The sequence below is a fragment of the Dokdonia sp. R78006 genome (genome assembly GCF_042466145.1).
Classification (GTDB): Bacteria; Bacteroidota; Bacteroidia; order Flavobacteriales; family Flavobacteriaceae; genus Dokdonia.
Genome location: NZ_JAXHBU010000001.1, coordinates 2,171,981 through 2,191,348 on the forward strand (window position 1 = coordinate 2,171,981; position 19,368 = coordinate 2,191,348).

Below are 19,368 nucleotides of genomic sequence, written 5' to 3' on the forward strand. Positions count from 1 at the left end.
TTCTTCAATTACAGCTGCTGATGTATTAGTCACGCTAGGAAAAATATTTTTTGAAGTAGTCTACCTAATAAGAATATGTTGTACTGTAAAGTATCACTAGTTAATCCAGTCAAATGCTTTTATAGAAATACCGGTAAAACAATCATCTGCACAATTATTAGGTGTAAAACCGCATAATGTAAGTAAACCATTTACTTCAGTTTGTAAGTATATCATATTGTTCTCTTGATCTACTACGAGGTATTCGCTTGCGCAAGAATTGTATAACTCGTCTATTGTAAGCGGTGCAGCTCCTTCTTGGTTAGTTCCTAAAGCAGCTTCGTTTTCAGAATAGGTGTCTGTAATTGTTCTTTCTCCAGTCTCACCATTTATAGTAAAGGATTGGTATACTCTAGAGACCACACTGTTATCTAGAACTTTGATTTCTGTAGTGCTACCATCACCTGTAAAGGAGATAATGTCTGTTTGATAGATGTATGATCTACCATTGTCAGTTTTTAAATCTGTCCACTTGCTCAAACTTTCGTCATATGATAAACCAGTTTCACCATTCAAGTCTGTAAGTGTAGATAGGCTATCTGTATTTGTGGTATCGTCATCACTATCACAAGAGGTAAGTAAGAGTGTAGAAGCTAAAAGGAAGTTTAGAAAAAGTTTCATAGTTATGTTTTTATTTGATTTGTAATATCTTATCAAACGACCTACGCTTTCGCGAAAGCGAAAAAAGCTAGTTATAACCTCTCTGGTACGTAAATACAATTTGAAGGGTTAAATCTACGATTACAATTCTATAATATTTTACGGTTTTCCTTTAGGCTTGTTATTTTTATGTGAAATTTACGTTATAATGTTGTATGCAATAAGCTTAGGCACATGACTTTAATTCTTGTAAGTAGAGGGCTTAATAGCCTTTGAACAGTAAGTTAGTTATTCTAGGAATGTAGGATAATTATGGAGACGCTTTTTTATCTCACAACCCCTTTGTAAATCAAGATAAAGGATGTATTTTTGCACTCCTTTTTGGCCACCTTTAGAAAGCTGCCAGAGAGGTATTTAAAAATCAAAACAAACCCTTTTACGGTTTCTAGGTTTATTAAGCTTTCGCAGAAACGTAAAATACAAAACCCATCTATCTATAAAACGCTTGTTTTTAGGTGGATGCAAATTTTAGCAAATGGCTGAAGAAACAAAAAATCCTGAAGTTCAGGAAGACGCTGCAGTAGTAGCACCAAAAGTTGAGCTATCTCCAGCTCAAGAGAACCCAAAGAAATTTCTTGAAGATTTTAACTGGGAAAAGTACGAAGAAGGAATCGACACTGTAGATGACAAGCAACTTGAAGAGTTTGAAGCGCTAGTAGCTCAAAACTTTGTAGATACACTTGATGACGATGTAGTAGAAGGAACAGTAATTACAATTACTGATCGTGATGCAATCATTGACATTAACGCTAAGTCAGAAGGAGTGATTTCTCTTAATGAGTTCCGTTACAATCCAGATCTTAAAGTAGGTGATAAAGTAGAAGTACTTATTGACGTACGTGAAGATGCAACTGGTCAATTGATATTATCACACCGTAAGGCACGTGTTATCAAGGCTTGGGATCGCGTTAACGCAGCACATGATGAGGGAACTATCGTAAACGGATTTGTAAAAGCTCGTACTAAAGGAGGTATGATCGTAGATGTATTCGGTATCGAAGCATTCTTACCAGGATCACAAATTGATGTGAAGCCTATCCGTGATTACGATCAGTATGTAAACAAAACAATGGAATTCAAGGTTGTAAAAATCAACCACGAGTTTAAAAACGTTGTAGTATCTCACAAAGCGCTTATCGAAGCAGATATCGAAGAGCAAAAGAAGGAGATCATCGGGCAGCTTGAAAAAGGACAAGTACTTGAAGGTGTTGTTAAAAACATTACTTCTTACGGTGTATTTGTTGATCTTGGAGGTGTTGATGGATTGGTACACATTACAGACCTTTCTTGGTCACGTATCAACCACCCGAATGAAATCGTTGAGCTTGATCAGAAACTGAATGTTGTAATCCTTGACTTTGATGAGGATAAAACACGTATCCAGTTAGGTCTTAAGCAACTTTCTAAGCATCCATGGGAAGCTTTAGGAGAAGAGCTTAAAGTAGGTGATAACGTAAAAGGTAAAGTAGTTGTAATCGCAGATTACGGTGCATTTATCGAAGTAGAAGAAGGAGTAGAAGGTCTTATACACGTATCAGAAATGTCATGGTCTACGCACTTACGTAGCGCTCAAGACTTTGTAAAAGTAGGAGACGTAGTAGATGCTCAAATCCTTACTTTAGATCGTGAAGATCGCAAGATGAGCCTTGGTATCAAGCAATTAACGCAAGATCCATGGACAGATATTACTTCAAAATACCCTGTAGGTTCACGTCACGAAGGTATCGTACGTAACTTTACAAACTTCGGTGTGTTCTTAGAGCTAGAAGAAGGTATTGATGGATTAATTTACATCTCAGATCTTTCTTGGACTAAGAAAGTGAAGCATCCATCAGAATTCTGTGAGGTAGGAGATAAACTAGAAGTAGTGGTTCTTGAGCTTGACGTAGATGGACGTAAATTATCTTTAGGTCACAAACAAATCGAAGCAAATCCTTGGGATAAGTACGAGGATGAGTTCAAAATGGGTACTACTCACAAAGCTGCAATCACAGAGATTGTAGACAAAGGAGCTACTATCGATTTTAACGAGGATATTACTGCATTTGTTCCTACTCGTCACCTTGAAAAAGAAGACGGTACTAAATTAGGAAAAGGAGAAGAAGCAGAATTCCAAATTATTGAATTCAACAAAGACTTCAAGCGTGTAGTTGCTTCACATATGGTTATCCATAAAGAAGAAGAAGCTAAAATCGTTAAGCAACAAGCTAAGAAAGCTAAAACTCAATCTGATGAGTCTAAGCCTACTTTAGGTGATGCAAACGATGCTCTTGCAGCTCTTAAAAAGAAAATGGAAGGAGGAGAGTAATTCTCACCATCTAGTTTTTTATAATAAAAGCCTCTCAGGAAACTGAGAGGCTTTTTTTTTACTTTTTTATAAGGCTGTAGGCTTTTGTAGTCTTTTTTCTTACAAAATGATTGTATATATTCGCAATCCCATTTTTAAAAGTGTGGGTTTTTTATCAATCAAATAACAATCAATTTATTATGAAAAAAATTATTTTAACTGCAGTTATGGCTGTAGTATCAGTGACAGCTTTAGTAGCTCAAGAAAATGCAGTAAGTGCAAAAGCCGGTTACACATTAATAGGTGCGAAAATTTCTTCTGATGGTCAGGATTTCACAAGTTCTGCTAGCGGTTTTCACGTAGGTGTGGAGGCAAACTTTGAGCTTTCAGATAAACTTTATGCTGCACCAGAACTTCTTTTTACGATGGTCTTTGAAGAAGATGCAGATGTAAAGTTTTTGCAAGTACCACTTTTTTTAAAGTATTATGCTTCAGATAAATTCTACGTGAGCGGTGGTCCTCAGGTTACTTATACACTCGAAGAAATTGGAGATGATTTTACTAAATTTAATATTGGATTTGGAGCAGGTCTAGGTTATGAATTCACAGAACGATTCTATGGAAATTTTAGAACTGTTTATCAGCTCAATAATTATTACACTGGAGATCTTGATATCAAAAGCAGAAATACAATTTTTAATTTAGGTTTTGGTTTTAAATTCTAAATTTAACGAAGCTTATTAATGATAAATAGAAAAGCACCCTTGAGGGTGCTTTTTTTATTAGATTACGCTTTCGCGAAAGCTTACATTAAAAACCTTATAAGTAAACCTATGACTTTACTACTAACTGCTCATGACGCTAGCGCGCACGAATTCATCTTGCTTTTATTGACAAGTTTACTACTATTTAAATCTGCTTAAGTGTGTTGTTTAGATTTACTTTTGATCCATAGGATCGATAATAGTATCGTGTTGATATACCGGGCCGTGATATTGTAATCGCTTGCGCATCTTGTATTTCCTTATGAAGTTATAAGGCTTCTTTTTCAAGTGAGATTTATCACTGTGTAAAAATGCGATAGTGGCATCTATAACTCTGCGGCTAGATTGTCCATCACGATATGGGTGAGAAAATGCAGCAAATTCCTCTATATGCTTGATTAACTCTGGAGGATTAGTTAGTGCGCGAGTAATTTCTTTCTCAATGTCGTTTACTTCTGTTACATCTACAAGATATGGTCCAGGCATATTATTCCTAAAGGTAACGACCGGTTTGTGTTGTAATAAAAACTCTATAATAGCAGAAGTAGTATCTGCAAAAAGTATGTTTGCCTTCTTAAATAGCGGTATTAAATCTGTGGTGTCATGATACACAAAATTCTCATTTTGTAATGCTTTGATTTTTGCGTGTACAGCCGGGTCCAACTTAGGGTGGAGTACAATATTAAACTTCCACTTATCTAGCTTAGATAGACGTACCAGTTCTTCTATTACCTCGTCTTTTAAGGCAATACTATAATCTTTTGTAAATGTAGAGGCAATTAATATAGTAGGCTTTTCTGTCTCATTATTTTCAATAGGAAACAGTGGGTCAACCTTTGACCAGCCAGTTTCTACTACTTCAAAATGAGGATATTTTTTTTGCTGCTTTTTAAAAGGGATTGTGCTCGACGGTCCTTGCGTACAGTATAAATCAAAGAAACCTCGTATTCTAAACTGGTCTGTTCCTTTGCGTTTATTGGCAGGAAAACCATGAAAAATCTGCACTTTAATACCTGATAAAAAATGTGCTACACTGTCTGTAGCAGTGAGCACAATATGTGGTCTGTATGCAACCGCTTCATCTATAGTGTGTAGTGCACCTTGCTCAACAAGCAGTTTTTCTTTTCCCTCATCTTGATCTGCAAACCAGCGTACGCTGTGACCTAATCTTAGTAGTTCCTGTTCTAATGGTTTACCTATAGGAATAGAGTAGCTATATGAGATGTAAATGAGAAATTTGTAGTCCATGTTAAGATGTTAGTCTGGCAGAAATCCAGTCTTTAATATAAATAAGTAAAGCAGGATCTGCTTTTTCTAAACTCTGGAATGTGACAAATATCTTAGAAGGATCATCTATAAATTGAGCCAACTTCTTTTTTACACTCGAGGGTTTCTTGTAAGACCGAAAATAAGTTAATTGCGTGTCTTTTGTGTAGTGAAAGGTTCCTTTTTTAATTTCTAGATGCTCAGATAAGGAAGAAAGTAAAAACTGACTCTTATCGCGAAACCTAAATGAAATATTCTTTTTGAGCAAGTCCTCATGCTCGTTAAAATAATATACTAGCGTAGATTTTCTAACACTCATAGGAGTGTGATATCTTCTCACATATTTTTTAGTACCAGCAAGCATAGCGCTTTGCTGCTGTAGCCTTTTGAAACTTGTTCTGTTAGGGTCTGGTTCCTTTCCTATAAGCTTGAGTAGCTTTTGATAGTATACTCTAAGCGTTCTATCTTCATTAAACTTCTCCCAAGAGCCGCGTAGTATGGGCATGCCATTGATAAAAAAATCTTCTGGAGACGTAGCCCTCATTAAGAAGAAATCATCATTAAAAACCACAAAATGCTCAGATAGGTTTGGGATTCTGTAGAGCATTATTTCTATAGAAATAGAGTTGAAACTAGGTAGAGCCTCCTCATAATCTTTAAAAATCACTGTGTGATCTATAATTTCTAAGTTGACCCCTTGTTCTTGAGCCTTTGTAGATAAAGCATCAAAATCTTGTGGTACCTGGTTGTCAGTAACTAGATATATGTTTTTAATAAACGGAGCAAACTTGATGATGGATGCTATTGCAATCTGCACTTCGCCTATAGCATTGTAGCGAGTACTCTCTGCTTTTTTAGAGAAATCAATTTTAGTATCTAGATACGTATTGATTTTATGTTGCCATGTTAAGTCATCACCATTTACCCACGTGATAACCGCATCTATGTTAATGTCATTAGTTTGCTCCGTTGTCATATTATACTGCTACGTCGTACTCTCTTAAGGCATCATTAAGAGACGTCTTTTTGTTAGTGCTCTCTTTACGTTTACCTATAATTAGTGCACAAGGAACTTGGTACTCTCCTGCAGCAAATTTCTTAGTATAACTTCCAGGGATTACTACAGATCTTGCAGGTACGCGTCCTTTCATTTCTACAGGCTCATCACCAGTAACATCTATAATTTTTGTGCTCATTGTAAGTACTACGTTTGCGCCTAAAACAGCTTCTTTCTCAACGTGTACACCTTCTACAACAATACATCTAGATCCTATAAAAGCACCATCTTCTATAATTACTGGAGATGCTTGTAGTGGTTCTAGAACACCACCTATACCTACACCACCACTTAGGTGTACGTTTTTACCTATTTGTGCACAGCTACCTACGGTTGCCCATGTATCTACCATAGTACCCTCATCTACATAAGCTCCTATATTTACATAACTAGGCATTAAGATTACTCCTTTAGAGATATAAGCTCCGTGACGTGCAACAGCGTTAGGCACTACACGAATACCGCGATTTGCAAAGTCTCTCTTTAATGGAATTTTATCATGATATTCAAAGATTCCAGCTTCCAGAGTTTCCATTTTTTGGATAGGGAAATAAAGTACAACCGCCTTTTTTACCCACTCATTTACTTGCCATCCGTCTTCTGTAGGTTCTGCAACACGTAGCGTACCACGGTCTAGCATGTCTACTACCTCACGTATAGCATTTATTGTTACTGGATTAGTAAGGAGCGAGCGATCCTCCCAAGCCTCTTCGATGATGTTTCTAAGTTGTGTCATTTGATATTTTTAAGCGCTGAGTAAGGTATGTTAACTCTTCTCAGTAATCGTTAATGGATGTTCAAAGATAAAGTTTCAAATGCTTTTTGATGGTTTCTAGTGGGGCAAAACTCAAACAAGTTAAGGCTTTCTTGTTATATATAAAACAAGTGGTCCTTGGTTGTAATGTGCATTGTGAAGCTATGTCAGCACTTAGCTGGTAAAAGATAGGCTACGCTATAAATAGCTGCTTTTTGTGATTACAAGACCTTACTATTATGAAAGCTATTGCGATGCACGACCTTATAGCTTGTTTTTCCTTATTTTTGCACAAATTTTACAGATGGCACGCATCATTGCAATAGATTACGGAACAAAGCGCACTGGTATCGCAGTGACAGACGAGTTGCAGATGATCGCTTCAGGTCTTACAACGGTTGAAACTAAAGATATTTTCACTTTTTTAAAGAAGTATCTTTCAGAAGAGAAGGTGGAGGCTATGGTGATAGGAGAGCCTAAGCGCATGAATAATGAGGCGAGTGATGTGGAGGTAGATATTGTACGCTTTCGCGAAAGCGTAGAAAAAAAACATCCAGAGTTAACCATCATTAGACAAGATGAAAGGTTTACTTCAAAGATGGCTTTCCAGACCATGTTAGACAGTGGTATCGGTAAAAAGAAAAGACAAAATAAAGCACTTGTAGATCAAATAAGTGCAACGATTATCCTTCAGGATTACCTGTATAATAAGTAGATATGATTATACCAATTGTGGCGTACGGAGATCCCGTACTTAAGAAAAAAGCAAAAGATATTACTCCGGAGTATCCTAAATTTAGCGAGCTCATTGAGAATATGTATGATACGATGTATGAAGCTCACGGCGTAGGGCTCGCAGCACCTCAAATAGGTTTACCTATACGTGTGTTTCTAGTAGATACAACACCGTTTGCAGAAGATGAAAGCTATACTCCAGAAGAGCAAGAACAGCTTGCAAACTTCAAGAAAACCTTTGTAAATGCAGAGATTCTTGAAGAAGAAGGCGAGGAGTGGGCATTTTCTGAAGGTTGCTTGAGTATCCCAGGGATAAACGAAGACGTTTTTAGAAAACCTAAGGTAACTATCAGGTACCAAGATGAGAACTTTAAAGAGTACACAGAGACTTACGACGGACTTATTGCTAGAGTAATCCAGCATGAGTATGACCACATTGAAGGAGTGCTTTTTACAGATAAACTATCGAGCCTTAAAAAGCGTTTAATCAAAGGAAAGCTTGTAAATATTTCAAAAGGTAAGTGTAATGCAGAGTATCGCATGCGTTTTCCGGCGGCATCAAAAAAGCGCTAGTAGCGTTAAAGTGTTGTAAAGATTAACGAATCCTTGCAAACAAAATTTGTAAATATGTATGGCAAAGTGCATCTTTGCCACCCAATTTGAATAACATATGAGTTTAGATAAAGTAATTGCAATCGCTGGAAAGCCTGGAATATATGAGTTAAAGCAACAAACACGCAGTGGTTTTGTGGCAGAATCTCTAGTAGATGGTAAGAGAATTACCGTAGGTATACGCCATAACGTAAGTGTACTTTCTGAAATTGCTATTTACACCTTAAGTGAGGAGAAGCCACTTAGAGAGGTGTTACAAGCCATAAAAGACAAGGAAAATGGAGCGCCTACTATTAATCATAAAGTCTCAAAAGATGAACTTGAAGAGTTTTTCTTTAACGTGATTCCAGATTATGATGAGGATCGTGTATATGCTAGTGATATCAAAAAGGTAGTACAGTGGTACAACATTTTGCAAGCAAAAGATATGCTTAACTTTGAAGCGCCAGCAGCTCCCGCAGCAGCAAGCGAAGAAGAGGAATAGTGCATAACTTTTTATAATATTAAAAAGCCTTTACAGTTTATTTGTAAAGGCTTTTTTAGTTTTAATCATAGATACGCTTTTGCGAAAATGTGCCAAGCACCCACACCGTAAATAACATTAAATTAAGGTAATAGTAAATTATTGCTCTAATTACCACCACTGACTATGAATACAAGAGAGACGCAATTAAAAGCCTTTGATAGATTACTTACCATAATGGATGAGCTACGCGTGGGATGTCCTTGGGATAAAAAGCAAACCATGGAAAGCTTGCGTCACCTCACTATTGAGGAAACCTATGAGCTAGGTGATGCTATTCTTGATAATGATCTAGAAGAAGTAAAAAAGGAGCTTGGTGATCTCTTATTACACATTGTATTCTATGCCAAAATAGGAAGCGAGACCAAGGACTTTGATATCGCAGATGTGGCAAACAGTATTTCAGATAAACTTGTTTCTCGCCATCCTCACATTTATGGAGATATAGATGTTGCAGATGCAAAAGAGGTGGAGCGCAACTGGGAAAAACTTAAGCTTAAGGAGGGAAAAAAATCTGTACTAGAAGGTGTGCCAAAAGGATTACCCGCACTAGTAAAAGCCAGCCGAATTCAAGATAAAGTAGCAGGTGTAGGATTTGATTGGGAAGAGCCACAACAAGTATTTGAAAAAGTGCAAGAAGAACTTGAGGAGCTACAGCACGAAGTAAATGAAAACAATCAAGAGAAGATTGAAGCAGAATTTGGTGATGTGCTCTTCTCAATGATTAACTACGCACGCTTCTTGAAAGTAGATCCAGAAAGCGCACTAGAGCGCACCAATAAGAAATTTATAAAACGCTTTCAATACTTAGAAGGCAAAGCAAAGGAACTTGGAAAAGATCTTTCAGACATGACACTTGCCGAAATGGATGCTTTCTGGGAAGAGGCTAAGAAGTTGTAATCGGTTTCTAATGAAATATTTTGAGAAGTAATTAATATTCAACTTCAACTTCAACTTCAACTTCAACTTCAACTTCAACTTCAACTTCAACTTCAACTTCAACTTCAACTTCAACTTCAACTTCAACTTCAACTTCAACTTCAACTTCAACTTCAACTTCAACTTAAGGGTTATTTACCTCACTCAAAGATCCTGTTCCCTCAATCTAGGTTTTTAAAAGGTGGTGTCTACTATAATTTCACCTCATAATTAAAAACCAAAGGATATGAAAACACTTAGCACATTCATAACGCTGCTCCTATTTATACTAGGAGTACAAGCGCAAGAAATAACAATTTCAGGAACGGTATCAGATGATAGCGGCCCTCTTCCAGGAGCTAATATTCTTATAAAAAACAGTGTAGTAGGAACTCAGTCAGACTTTGATGGAAACTACGAGATTAAAGCGGCTGCCAGAGATACATTAGTTTTTACGTACGTTGGTTTTAAATCAAAAGAGATTCTTGTAAATGCTCAGACTACTATAAATGTCATTTTAGAATACAGTAGTGACTTAGATGAAGTAGTGGTTAGAGGTATGGGTTCAATAAGAGAGAAGAAAGCATTAGGATATGCTGTTTCTACCGTTTCTTCAAAACTTGAAGGGAAAGCAGCAGGAGCTCGCGTGTCTGAGGGAAAGCCTTCATCTGGAATTCTTGAGAATGATCCAGCTTATGGCCAACTAACAGCTGGTGAAATAAATGATGTAGAGAAATACGCTGAGTTTGTGAAAATTTATACTTCTGGAGAAGCAAGGGAAATCGCAAAGAAGTGGGAGTTTAATCATGATGGTAGAACTGATATCCAAGTAACCGATAATAGCGGACTGCCAGTAGCAAATGTAGGTGTTGCCCTTTATAAAAATAATAACCTCTTGATGAGAGGAATGACAGATACATCAGGAATGAGTATGCTATTTAAAGGGAAGAATAACCCAACAGATATTTATTTAGTGCAACTATATTATAGTGGAAATATAGAAGGAAAGAAAATCTCTAGAAATCAGAAACAAGTCTCTTTTACAATTAATGAGCATCAAGCTAGTAATGCTATCGACATATTATTTGCAGTAGATGCTACAGGTTCCATGGGTGATGAGATTGCATATCTCAAGTCAGAGCTCAAGAATATAATGAATAGAATAGATACGAGTGTTGAGCAAAAGAGAGTAGCGCTTACGGTATACAGAGATCATGGTGATGATTATGTAACTCGTGCAATAGATTTTAGTAGTGATGTAAATGAAGTAAAAGACTTCCTTTCGGTGCAGCACGCAGCAGGTGGTGGAGATTATGAAGAAGCAGTAGAGGAGGCACTTAAGGTATCATTGTCACAGTCATGGAACGAGAAAGCAAAAGCTAGAATACTCTTTTTAATGCTAGATGCTCCACCTCATTTTAACCAAGAAAACGTTGCGATGATTAAAAGTCAAATAGCAAAAGCAAGGGAGTTGGGTATAAAAATTATTCCAGTAGTTGCCAGTGGAGCAAATAAAGAAGTAGAGTTTTTAATGAGGTCTTTTAGTGTGTCAACTAGTGGAACTTATGTGTTCTTAACTGATGATAGTGGTATAGGAAATGATCATATAGAAGCCACTACAGAAAGTTTTAAAGTAGAAAAACTTAATGATTTAATGGTACGATTGATAGAGCAGTATGCAGGTGTGCAAACTGCTGTTTAAGAGTAGTGTTTTTTTTGTGGATGATTAATAGCGCACTGTGTGAAGCAGTGCGCTATTTCTTTATATAGACTGTAAGTATAAATACTCTACTTTCTCTCTTGCCCATGGAGTTCTTCTTAAAAACTTTAAGCTTGACTTTATGGAAGGATCTTTTTTAAAGCAATTAATATCTACCTGTAAGCTCATTTCCTTCCAGCCATATTTTTCAACTAGAAATTCAAGTATATCTGCAAGCTTTACACCGTGCAGCGGATTGTTAGGTTGTGCTTTTTTCTCTTCCATAGGCTGCAAAGATAAAAGAAACTATTGTCTAAAAAGATTTACCGTTACCGTAGCTGCTTCTGTATTTGGGAATTTTGCACTTAGTGTTTCATCTCTCTTCATTCCAATAGCGGATAGCGTATCATGAAAGACTGGCACTTCTACAATATATTGATCAGAATATCCGTGTGTAGCATCATAAGCCGTAACCGCAGTACGCCCTATATTACGAGCAGCTACTGCTGGAGGAATACTGTGTAATTCTATAAGTAATAAACCATGTTTCCCTACATAAGGTGACCACTTGCTAAAGTGAGCCGCAAGAGATGCCTCTACGTCATTGTTTGATAATCGTTTTCCTTCATAAGAAAATGCTCCCGTTGAGGTACTCGCATGCTCAAGCTTTTTTTCTGGTACTTTCCATACACGATTGTGGTCTAAGAAGGAGCGTACATTGAGAAGATCTCCTAGTGTTATATTATACTCCTCTTGTAAATCTGTCGCTAGTCTTTCTGGATCACCTATATCTCCCCACATTACTTTTGCCCAGATTTCAGACTGTATGACATTTTGCTTAGTAATATCTATGGCCGCTTGGTTGTAATCTGCTCCTACAAGGATGAGTGGGTATTCATCTAGATGTTTACCTCGTAGGGTATGACGCTCGATGAGGTTGTAAAGGTGAATTAAAAATGCACCATTACCACAGCCCATATCGAGAATTCCCTTAGGTTGTTCATCTAGTGGTTTATTAAATATGTCTAAGATGATGGTATCTACCACTTTAAAATAGGTGGCATGTGCTCCACCACTTCCCCAGACGTTCATAGCTCTATCTACATGGCCTTCTTGTTCGCCATCGCCATGGTTTTTTGCACTCAATGCATCGCCAAAAATAAGATTGTCAAGTTTGCGTAATGTTGGTATGTACGATACAGTCACTCCGTAAGAGCTTGCTCTTTTTGCAAAGAATAGTCCTTTGTCTGTAAATTGATACGTCTGTCCTTTTTTATTAAAAAGCTCAAAATACGAGAGTATGTCAAGAAGCTTTTTAAAGTTTTCTCCGTCTGCGTGAAACTCTTCAGGCTTAAAGCTGGCTTGCATAAAGTATTTATGAAAGGCACCATTCATCGATAGGTGCACAAGCGTAGGGCCTAGAATATTTCCTTCTATATGTGCAAGTATTTGTTCCTGCACTTCGCGTTCTTGAGTATTTGATGATAATTTAAGACCGTAGGCGTCTTTGTATTTTTCAAAAATGCTTTGAAGTTTCTTAAATGGAGCTGCTTCAAATTTTCTGAAATGGTAATTCTCAGAAAGCTGTTGCAGTGCAGTGACATCCTCATAAAGTGGAAACAGTGCAAATGCGATAGGCGATAATTCGTTTACCTTATAAACCACTTCATTGTGCTCATTATTTACAGTTTGCTCAATCCATCCCTGTGATGCAAGTACACGCAATGCCACATTTAAATAGCCTTCGTTTACGGTAAATGCGTTACTCAAAGCAGTTAGGCTCACTTCTTTTTCTTGCAAAATAAAGTCGGTTACTCCATTTTTATATAGTGAAAACGCAGATGGCGCTGTCACAATACCGTCTAGATGTCTAAAAAGGCGTTCTCTATAAGTGGTCTGTAGTGTTTTTGACACCATAATATCAGTGTGTTAGTAGTTAGATTTGTTATAAGCCTAGTAGGTCGCTAGGATTATGCGCAAATTACTTAATAATTGTTTTTTAACATCAATTTAATAGCGGCAGATTCTTATGTATTTTTACAGTAATGAATCGGACTTCAAAAATTATTTCTACTAGTGATATAGCAACGCTTAAGGAGCAGTTGTTATCGTGGTCTCAACAATATGAAGAGGTTGTCTGGCTTGATAGTAATAGCTATGAACGTCAGAATTATCCTGAGTATGAGGCAATTCTTGCAGTAGATGCTTTTACAAGTTTAAAGACTGATTATCAAGGTGCTTTTGATCAGCTGGAGGAATATCAAAGTACGATAAAGGATTGGATATTTGGCTATTTAAGTTATGACCTTAAGAATGATACAGAGCGTCTTAGTTCAAAAAATAGCGACAAGCTAGACTTTGCAGATCTTCATTTTTTCCAACCTAAAAAATTGTTCTTACTCAAAGGAGACACACTTGAGATGTTATATCTCGGGATGGTAGATGATGAGATGGAGGAGGATTATGAGGAGATACTGGCAACTCAATCTGCAGAAATCGAATTTAAAGCGCAACCATTATCCATAAAACTTAAGATTCATAAAGAAGCGTACAAGGAAAAAGTGCGCAGCATGTTAGAACATATTTATCGGGGAGATATTTATGAAGCAAATCTGTGCCAAGAATTTTATGCGATGGGAACTATAAACCCATTAGAAATATATAAACGCCTTAATGCAATTAGTTCGCCACCTTTTGGCACCTATCTCAAGCTTGAAGATCAGTTTTTACTTTCGGCATCTCCGGAGCGATATATTAAGAAAATAGGGAGTAAGATTGTCACACAACCCATAAAAGGAACAGCAAAACGTGGGGTGGATGAAAAGGAGGATACCGCTTTCGCGAAAGCGTTACAAGAAAACTCAAAAGAGCGTTCTGAAAATATCATGATTGTAGATTTGGTAAGAAATGACCTATCAAAAACCGCCCAAAGAGGATCTGTAATAGTAGAAGAGCTATGCGAAGTTTACCCTTTCAAACAAGTGCACCAAATGATCTCTACGGTAACCTCAACGCTTAGTATTGGTATTTCTCCGGTAGATGCGATTAGAAGTACGTTCCCAATGGGAAGTATGACTGGCGCTCCAAAGTTGAGAGCAATGCAAATTATTGAGTCACTAGAGGAGTCAAAACGTGGCTTGTATAGCGGCGCTGTAGGATACATCACCCCAGACGGGGATTTTGATTTTAATGTGGTGATACGTAGTATTCTCTACAATGCAGAAAATGAATATATATCATACTCCGTAGGTGGAGCCATCACCGCAGGATCAGATCCAGATAGTGAGTATGAAGAATGCTTGCTTAAAGCAAAAGCGATGCGTGCAGTTTTAGAAGGCAAATCGTAAGGAGATTTTGTATTTTTACATTCCGCTTTCGCGAAAGTGGACCAACAGTAAACCAACTAGCTTAAAGCATACAGCTTAGAGCCTAAAGCCAAATTATGAGCGACGATAAAAAAATAATATTTACAATGTCTGGGGTTACAAAAACCTTTCCAGGCGCACAAACACCAGTACTTAAGAAGATATATTTAAGCTTTTTTTATGGAGCTAAAATTGGAATTTTAGGTCTTAACGGTTCGGGTAAATCTACCTTGATGAAAATCATCGCAGGATTAGATACCAACTTTCAAGGAGACGTAACTTCAGATAAAGAATTTTCTGTAGGATACCTTGAGCAAGAGCCTCAACTTGATCCAGAAAAAACAGTACTTGAGATTGTAAAAGAAGGAGCTGCCGAAACGGTTGCTATTCTTGATGAGTACAATAAGATTAACGACTCTTTTGGCCTAGAAGAAGTATATTCTGATGCCGATAAGATGGATAGGCTTATGGCACGCCAGGCTGTCTTACAAGATGAGATAGATGCACGTGGAGCATGGGAACTAGATACAAAACTAGAGATCGCAATGGATGCACTACGTACGCCTCCAGCAGATCAAAAAGTGGGTGTACTTTCTGGTGGAGAGAAGCGTCGCGTTGCTTTATGTAGATTGTTATTACAAGAACCAGATGTATTGTTACTGGATGAGCCTACTAACCACCTTGATGCAGAGTCTGTACACTGGTTAGAGCATCACTTAGCGCAATACAAAGGAACGGTAATTGCTGTAACGCACGACCGTTACTTCCTTGATAACGTAGCAGGATGGATTCTTGAGCTAGATAGAGGTGAAGGAATTCCTTGGAAAGGGAATTACTCTTCTTGGTTAGATCAGAAGTCTAAGCGTATGGCTCAAGAAAGTAAAACAGCTTCAAAACGTCAAAAAACTTTAGAGCGTGAGCTTGACTGGGTACGTCAAGGAGCAAAAGGTCGCCAGACTAAGCAAAAAGCGCGTCTACAGAACTATGACAAAATGATGAGTCAAGACCAGAAGCAAGTAGATGAAAAAGTAGAAATCTACATCCCTAATGGACCACGTCTTGGTACGAATGTAATTGAGGCATCGGGAGTGAGTAAAGCCTTTGGTGATAAATTACTGTATGAAGATTTAAACTTCAATTTACCACAAGCTGGTATTGTAGGGGTGATAGGACCTAACGGAGCTGGTAAGACTACTATCTTTAAAATGATCATGGGTGAGGAAGCTCCAGATAAAGGAAACTTTACGGTAGGAGAGACTGCTCAAATTGCATATGTAGATCAGAGTCACAGTAACATAGATCCAGATAAAACCATCTGGCAAAACTTCTCAGACGAGCAAGAGCTTGTCATGATGGGAGGGAAGGAAGTAAATTCTAGAGCATATTTAAGTAGATTTAACTTCTCAGGAAGTGAGCAAAATAAGAAAGTAGCAACACTTTCTGGAGGTGAGCGTAACCGCTTACACCTTGCGATGACACTAAGAGAAGAAGGAAACGTACTGTTACTGGATGAGCCTACAAACGACCTTGATGTAAACACATTAAGAGCGCTTGAGGAAGGATTAGAGAACTTTGCAGGTTGCGCCGTAGTAATTAGTCACGACCGTTGGTTCTTAGATCGTATCTGTACACACATTCTTGCTTTTGAGGGAGATAGCCAAGTGTATTTCTTTGAAGGAGGATTCTCTGAATATGAAGAGAATAAGAAAAAGAGATTAGGTGGAGATCTAATGCCTAAGCGTATCAAGTATAAAAAACTAGTGAGATCATAAGTACTCACGGTTAGCAACAAAAAAGCCCAATACTCGAATGAGTATTGGGCTTTTTTATTTTAATTAGGTGGTTACTTTAAGTTCTTATAGAAAGAAGAAAAATAACGCACATAATGAGAGAACGATTACTGAAACAATGAGAATAGGTTTGTTTTTTATTTCTACTTGCATCTTGGGATAATGTTAGTTATAAACTATAGATGCAAATCTATGTAAAAGGTTGCGTTTGAGAATATTAATTTTCTGTAAGAGTAATCTTAACTAAACGTTTCTTGTAACACCTTATTGTGATTTTTAACATCCCGCTTTCGCGAAAGCATAAAAAAACATCTCATTAATAAACGTTGCGCTAGCAATTAATCAATGAGACTCCCAAAAAAGATTGCGTTTAAGAATAGCTTATTTGTTCCATACCAGCTTCCTCTAAAGTTAGGATTATCTGCAAACATCACTATGCGTCCTCGTCCTTTAGGAGAGACTACAATAGATGCACTCTTTTTCATAAAGATGTTGAGATTCTTCTCAGAAATATAGCCATCTATATGTGGCGTTGCCGAATATTGAGCAACAGTGTTGTACTCATTTTTACTAGGCTGCAACCAGACATTGTTGTTTTTATATACAGGTAGCTTGTCATATCTGTATCCAAACGCTAGTGGGTGGGTAAGGTCTAGGTCTACTTCAAAAATAGCTCCACCTAGGCGCTCTTTCCCGCGATTAGATCTTTGATTTACATAGGGCTCTCGCTCAATAGTTTTTGTAGAATCTTTCTTGACTTCTTTAGTAAGTTTTCCTGTAGCTATTTTGGATTTGATAGCCCAGTTGCTAGCAGTTCCAGAAGTAATCAATGTATTTCCTTGTGAAACCCATGAAGTGAGATTTTCTTGAAATCGCTTTGATAAATCCCCGTAGCTTCCAGAAACCATTACAACTGTGTTGTACTTACTTAAATCTACTCTGTTAAGGTTATTACTCATCACTTTTGTAATAGGCATGTGGACACGTGTATCAAGTAAGTGCCATATCTCACCAGCTTCGTATGAGCTTGTCCCATCTCCTATGATCATAAGCGCTTTAGGAGTATCCACTTTTTGAAAATTCTGACTACCTAAGTCAATTCCTTTAATGCTAAAGCCAGTATTTGCCGCATAGATTGGCACTTGGAATTGCTGTTGTCCAGATGTAATAATACGATACACTTCTTCTGGAGTTTTTTCTTGACGACTTACAGGCAGCATTAGTGTTCCGTAGTTGAAGTCACGATTACCGCTTGTTGTTTTTGCAGTAAAAGGTTTGAACGCCGTCGCCACCGTCAGACCTTCACGTTGCAAATAGGCAAGCAAAGCAGGCGCATTATAATCATCATAATCGATGAGGTATGCGTAATTTGTTTTGTTTACAGCTTGAACTTGAGTGAGATTATCTGTAGACGTAACTTCGCTACCTAAGTTCGGTGTGCTAGACAATCCCTTGTAACGCATATTATAGAAGTTACCCACAGACCATGCACTTGCATCATAATAGACACTGTCTCTATAAGTTTTATAGGTTTCAAAAAAGGACTGCACCATTCTTTTTTGTGCTTGTTGTGTAGGCACTACATAACGGCCATCACCTTTATCATATAACTTAATGCGATGCTTGAGTAGCTTATCTATAAAAGCCTTAGTTCTGTTTGCGTCATAAGGATCTCCAAATTCATAAGCGGCTGCTTGATCTGTTTTTGCTTTCGCGAAAGCGGACTTGAAAAAATCTTGCTGGTATTTGCGCAAAGTCCCTTTATTCTCTACTGCGGCCTTTACAGTAGCCATCCCAGAGGTGTACTGATTTCTAATGGTAAAAGGAAAACTTATAGTTCCGAAATCTGTGTCTTGAAGATGCCCGCGACTACTTGCTTGTTCAAAAAGAAGTGCCAGTGCTCCCTGAAGGTCTGGATATGACGATCCATAACCAGGGTAGGTGCCATCAAAAGATTCCTTTGTAAAATAAAAACTACCTATCTCATCAAGCGCACTTGAAAAGTAAGGAGCAAAAAGATTGTTGAGGTCTTCATAGTTTTCCTTGGGCATAATAGGATCCATACTCCCAATAGGTAACATAGGCTCAAAAAAGTGACTGCTGTTTGTTCCCATCTCGTGGAAATCTGTAACTACATTTGGATACCACTCGTGATACCAATCTAGTTTACCACGGCTTTCTGGATTTACCGCAAGTAGCCAGTCACGGTTTAAGTCAAACCAGTAGTGGTTAGTACGTCCTCGGGGCCACATCTCGGTATGCTCTGCGTCTATATTATCAGAAACCAGCGGAGTACCTTTATAGCTATTTGCCCACTGTGTATGGCGATCACGACCATCTGGATTTATGGTAGGATCTATAAATATGATACTGTTATTTCTATATTTTTCGATTTCTGGATGCTGTGATGCAACGAGCGTGTATGCGGTAAGTAACGCCGCCTCAGAGCTGGATGGCTCATTACCATGTACATTATACCCAAGTTGTATGAAAACAGGAATATCCTCATAATTAGTCGCGCGTTGCTTGGTATCTACAAAGGCGAGGTGTTGCCTTTTTAGGGCAGGTAAGTTCTCTTGATTTTTGATGTTTGAGACGGTAAGCATCACAAGTTTGCGGTTTTCGTGTGTTCTTCCGTACTCGCTTATGGTTACTCTAGGCGATAATTCGGCTAGTTTTTCAAAATAGGAGACTATTTGATCGTGGCGCGTGTGTTGCTCACCTATTTCATAACCAAGATATTGTGCTGGAGACGGGATTGCAGCGTCAAAAGGTGCGTACTTTCCTGTAAAGTACTCTTGTGCGTGTAGTTGAGGTGATAACGCTTTCGCGAAAGCGAATACTAAAACACTTACAACTAGAATTTTGTATTTCATTTGGATTGGTTTAATTCCTTAAA

The 19,368-nt window shown here is 37.8% G+C and carries 16 protein-coding genes; 9 read left to right on the forward strand and 7 right to left on the reverse strand.

From position 1 onward, the window contains the following. Positions 1 to 96: 96 nt before the first annotated feature. The gene (locus tag SJY37_RS09750; RefSeq protein WP_298325852.1) at positions 97 to 660 is read right to left on the reverse strand and encodes a hypothetical protein; all 564 of its coding nucleotides are present in this window, start codon (positions 658 to 660) and stop codon (positions 97 to 99) included. Positions 661 to 1,174: 514 nt separating this feature from the next. On the opposite strand from SJY37_RS09750, the gene rpsA reads away from it, so the two are divergent. Then, positions 1,175 to 3,007 carry a 30S ribosomal protein S1 gene (rpsA, locus tag SJY37_RS09755; protein WP_108878307.1) on the forward strand — a complete coding sequence of 611 codons (1,833 nt, stop codon included), beginning with the start codon at positions 1,175 to 1,177 and terminating at the stop codon, positions 3,005 to 3,007. A gap of 179 nt (positions 3,008 to 3,186) precedes the next feature. Next, positions 3,187 to 3,711, forward strand: coding sequence for an outer membrane beta-barrel protein (locus SJY37_RS09760; protein ID WP_298325846.1), 525 nt, complete (start codon positions 3,187 to 3,189; stop codon positions 3,709 to 3,711). A gap of 213 nt (positions 3,712 to 3,924) precedes the next feature. On the opposite strand, the gene SJY37_RS09765 is transcribed toward SJY37_RS09760, so the two are convergent. Genes SJY37_RS09765 through SJY37_RS09775 form a run of 3 tightly spaced genes read right to left on the reverse strand, consistent with a single transcriptional unit; the run spans position 3,925 to position 6,809 of the window. Beyond that, positions 3,925 to 4,998, reverse strand: coding sequence for a CDP-glycerol glycerophosphotransferase family protein (locus tag SJY37_RS09765; protein ID WP_298325843.1), 1,074 nt, complete (start codon positions 4,996 to 4,998; stop codon positions 3,925 to 3,927). 1 nt (position 4,999) lies between these two features. Beyond that, positions 5,000 to 5,992 (reverse strand): Stealth CR1 domain-containing protein, encoded by a 993-nt coding sequence (locus SJY37_RS09770; RefSeq protein WP_298325840.1) that lies wholly within the window; start codon positions 5,990 to 5,992, stop codon positions 5,000 to 5,002. Position 5,993: 1 nt separating this feature from the next. Beyond that, the gene (locus SJY37_RS09775; protein WP_013749738.1) at positions 5,994 to 6,809 is read right to left on the reverse strand and encodes a 2,3,4,5-tetrahydropyridine-2,6-dicarboxylate N-succinyltransferase; all 816 of its coding nucleotides are present in this window, start codon (positions 6,807 to 6,809) and stop codon (positions 5,994 to 5,996) included. 322 nt (positions 6,810 to 7,131) lie between these two features. Between SJY37_RS09775 and ruvX the strand changes: the two genes are divergently transcribed. From ruvX to SJY37_RS09800, 5 genes are all read left to right on the forward strand, one after another. Then, the gene (gene ruvX / locus SJY37_RS09780; RefSeq protein ID WP_013749737.1) at positions 7,132 to 7,542 is read left to right on the forward strand and encodes a Holliday junction resolvase RuvX; all 411 of its coding nucleotides are present in this window, start codon (positions 7,132 to 7,134) and stop codon (positions 7,540 to 7,542) included. Between the two features lie 2 nt (positions 7,543 to 7,544). Then, positions 7,545 to 8,135: a peptide deformylase gene (gene def / locus SJY37_RS09785; RefSeq protein WP_108878311.1), complete on the forward strand. Its 591-nt coding sequence runs from the start codon at positions 7,545 to 7,547 to the stop codon at positions 8,133 to 8,135. A gap of 97 nt (positions 8,136 to 8,232) precedes the next feature. Next, positions 8,233 to 8,658 carry a DUF5606 domain-containing protein gene (locus SJY37_RS09790; protein ID WP_298325831.1) on the forward strand — a complete coding sequence of 142 codons (426 nt, stop codon included), beginning with the start codon at positions 8,233 to 8,235 and terminating at the stop codon, positions 8,656 to 8,658. Between the two features lie 165 nt (positions 8,659 to 8,823). Further along, positions 8,824 to 9,597 carry a nucleoside triphosphate pyrophosphohydrolase gene (gene mazG / locus SJY37_RS09795; protein ID WP_298325829.1) on the forward strand — a complete coding sequence of 258 codons (774 nt, stop codon included), beginning with the start codon at positions 8,824 to 8,826 and terminating at the stop codon, positions 9,595 to 9,597. A 265-nt stretch (positions 9,598 to 9,862) separates the two neighbouring features. Then, entirely contained in the window at positions 9,863 to 11,317 is a 1,455-nt protein-coding gene (locus tag SJY37_RS09800) for a carboxypeptidase-like regulatory domain-containing protein (protein ID WP_298325826.1), read from the forward strand. A 60-nt stretch (positions 11,318 to 11,377) separates the two neighbouring features. Here SJY37_RS09800 and SJY37_RS09805 read toward each other — a convergent pair whose 3' ends face one another. Together SJY37_RS09805 and SJY37_RS09810 are read right to left on the reverse strand one after the other, a co-directional pair. Further along, positions 11,378 to 11,599 (reverse strand): VF530 family DNA-binding protein, encoded by a 222-nt coding sequence (locus SJY37_RS09805; protein WP_035334080.1) that lies wholly within the window; start codon positions 11,597 to 11,599, stop codon positions 11,378 to 11,380. 21 nt (positions 11,600 to 11,620) lie between these two features. Continuing rightward, positions 11,621 to 13,231 (reverse strand): class I SAM-dependent methyltransferase, encoded by a 1,611-nt coding sequence (locus SJY37_RS09810; protein WP_298325821.1) that lies wholly within the window; start codon positions 13,229 to 13,231, stop codon positions 11,621 to 11,623. A 128-nt stretch (positions 13,232 to 13,359) separates the two neighbouring features. Here SJY37_RS09810 and pabB point away from each other — a divergent pair, with 128 nt between their 5' ends. Together pabB and ettA are read left to right on the forward strand one after the other, a co-directional pair. Further along, complete coding sequence (gene pabB / locus SJY37_RS09815; RefSeq protein WP_379953033.1) at positions 13,360 to 14,661, forward strand: aminodeoxychorismate synthase component I; 1,302 nt, start codon at positions 13,360 to 13,362, stop codon at positions 14,659 to 14,661. A gap of 95 nt (positions 14,662 to 14,756) precedes the next feature. Further along, entirely contained in the window at positions 14,757 to 16,451 is a 1,695-nt protein-coding gene (ettA, locus tag SJY37_RS09820; protein WP_298325815.1) for an energy-dependent translational throttle protein EttA, read from the forward strand. 356 nt (positions 16,452 to 16,807) lie between these two features. Here the strand turns inward: ettA and SJY37_RS09825 are convergent, their stop codons facing one another. Beyond that, positions 16,808 to 19,345: a M14 family zinc carboxypeptidase gene (locus SJY37_RS09825; RefSeq protein ID WP_298325812.1), complete on the reverse strand. Its 2,538-nt coding sequence runs from the start codon at positions 19,343 to 19,345 to the stop codon at positions 16,808 to 16,810. Positions 19,346 to 19,368: the final 23 nt, after the last annotated feature.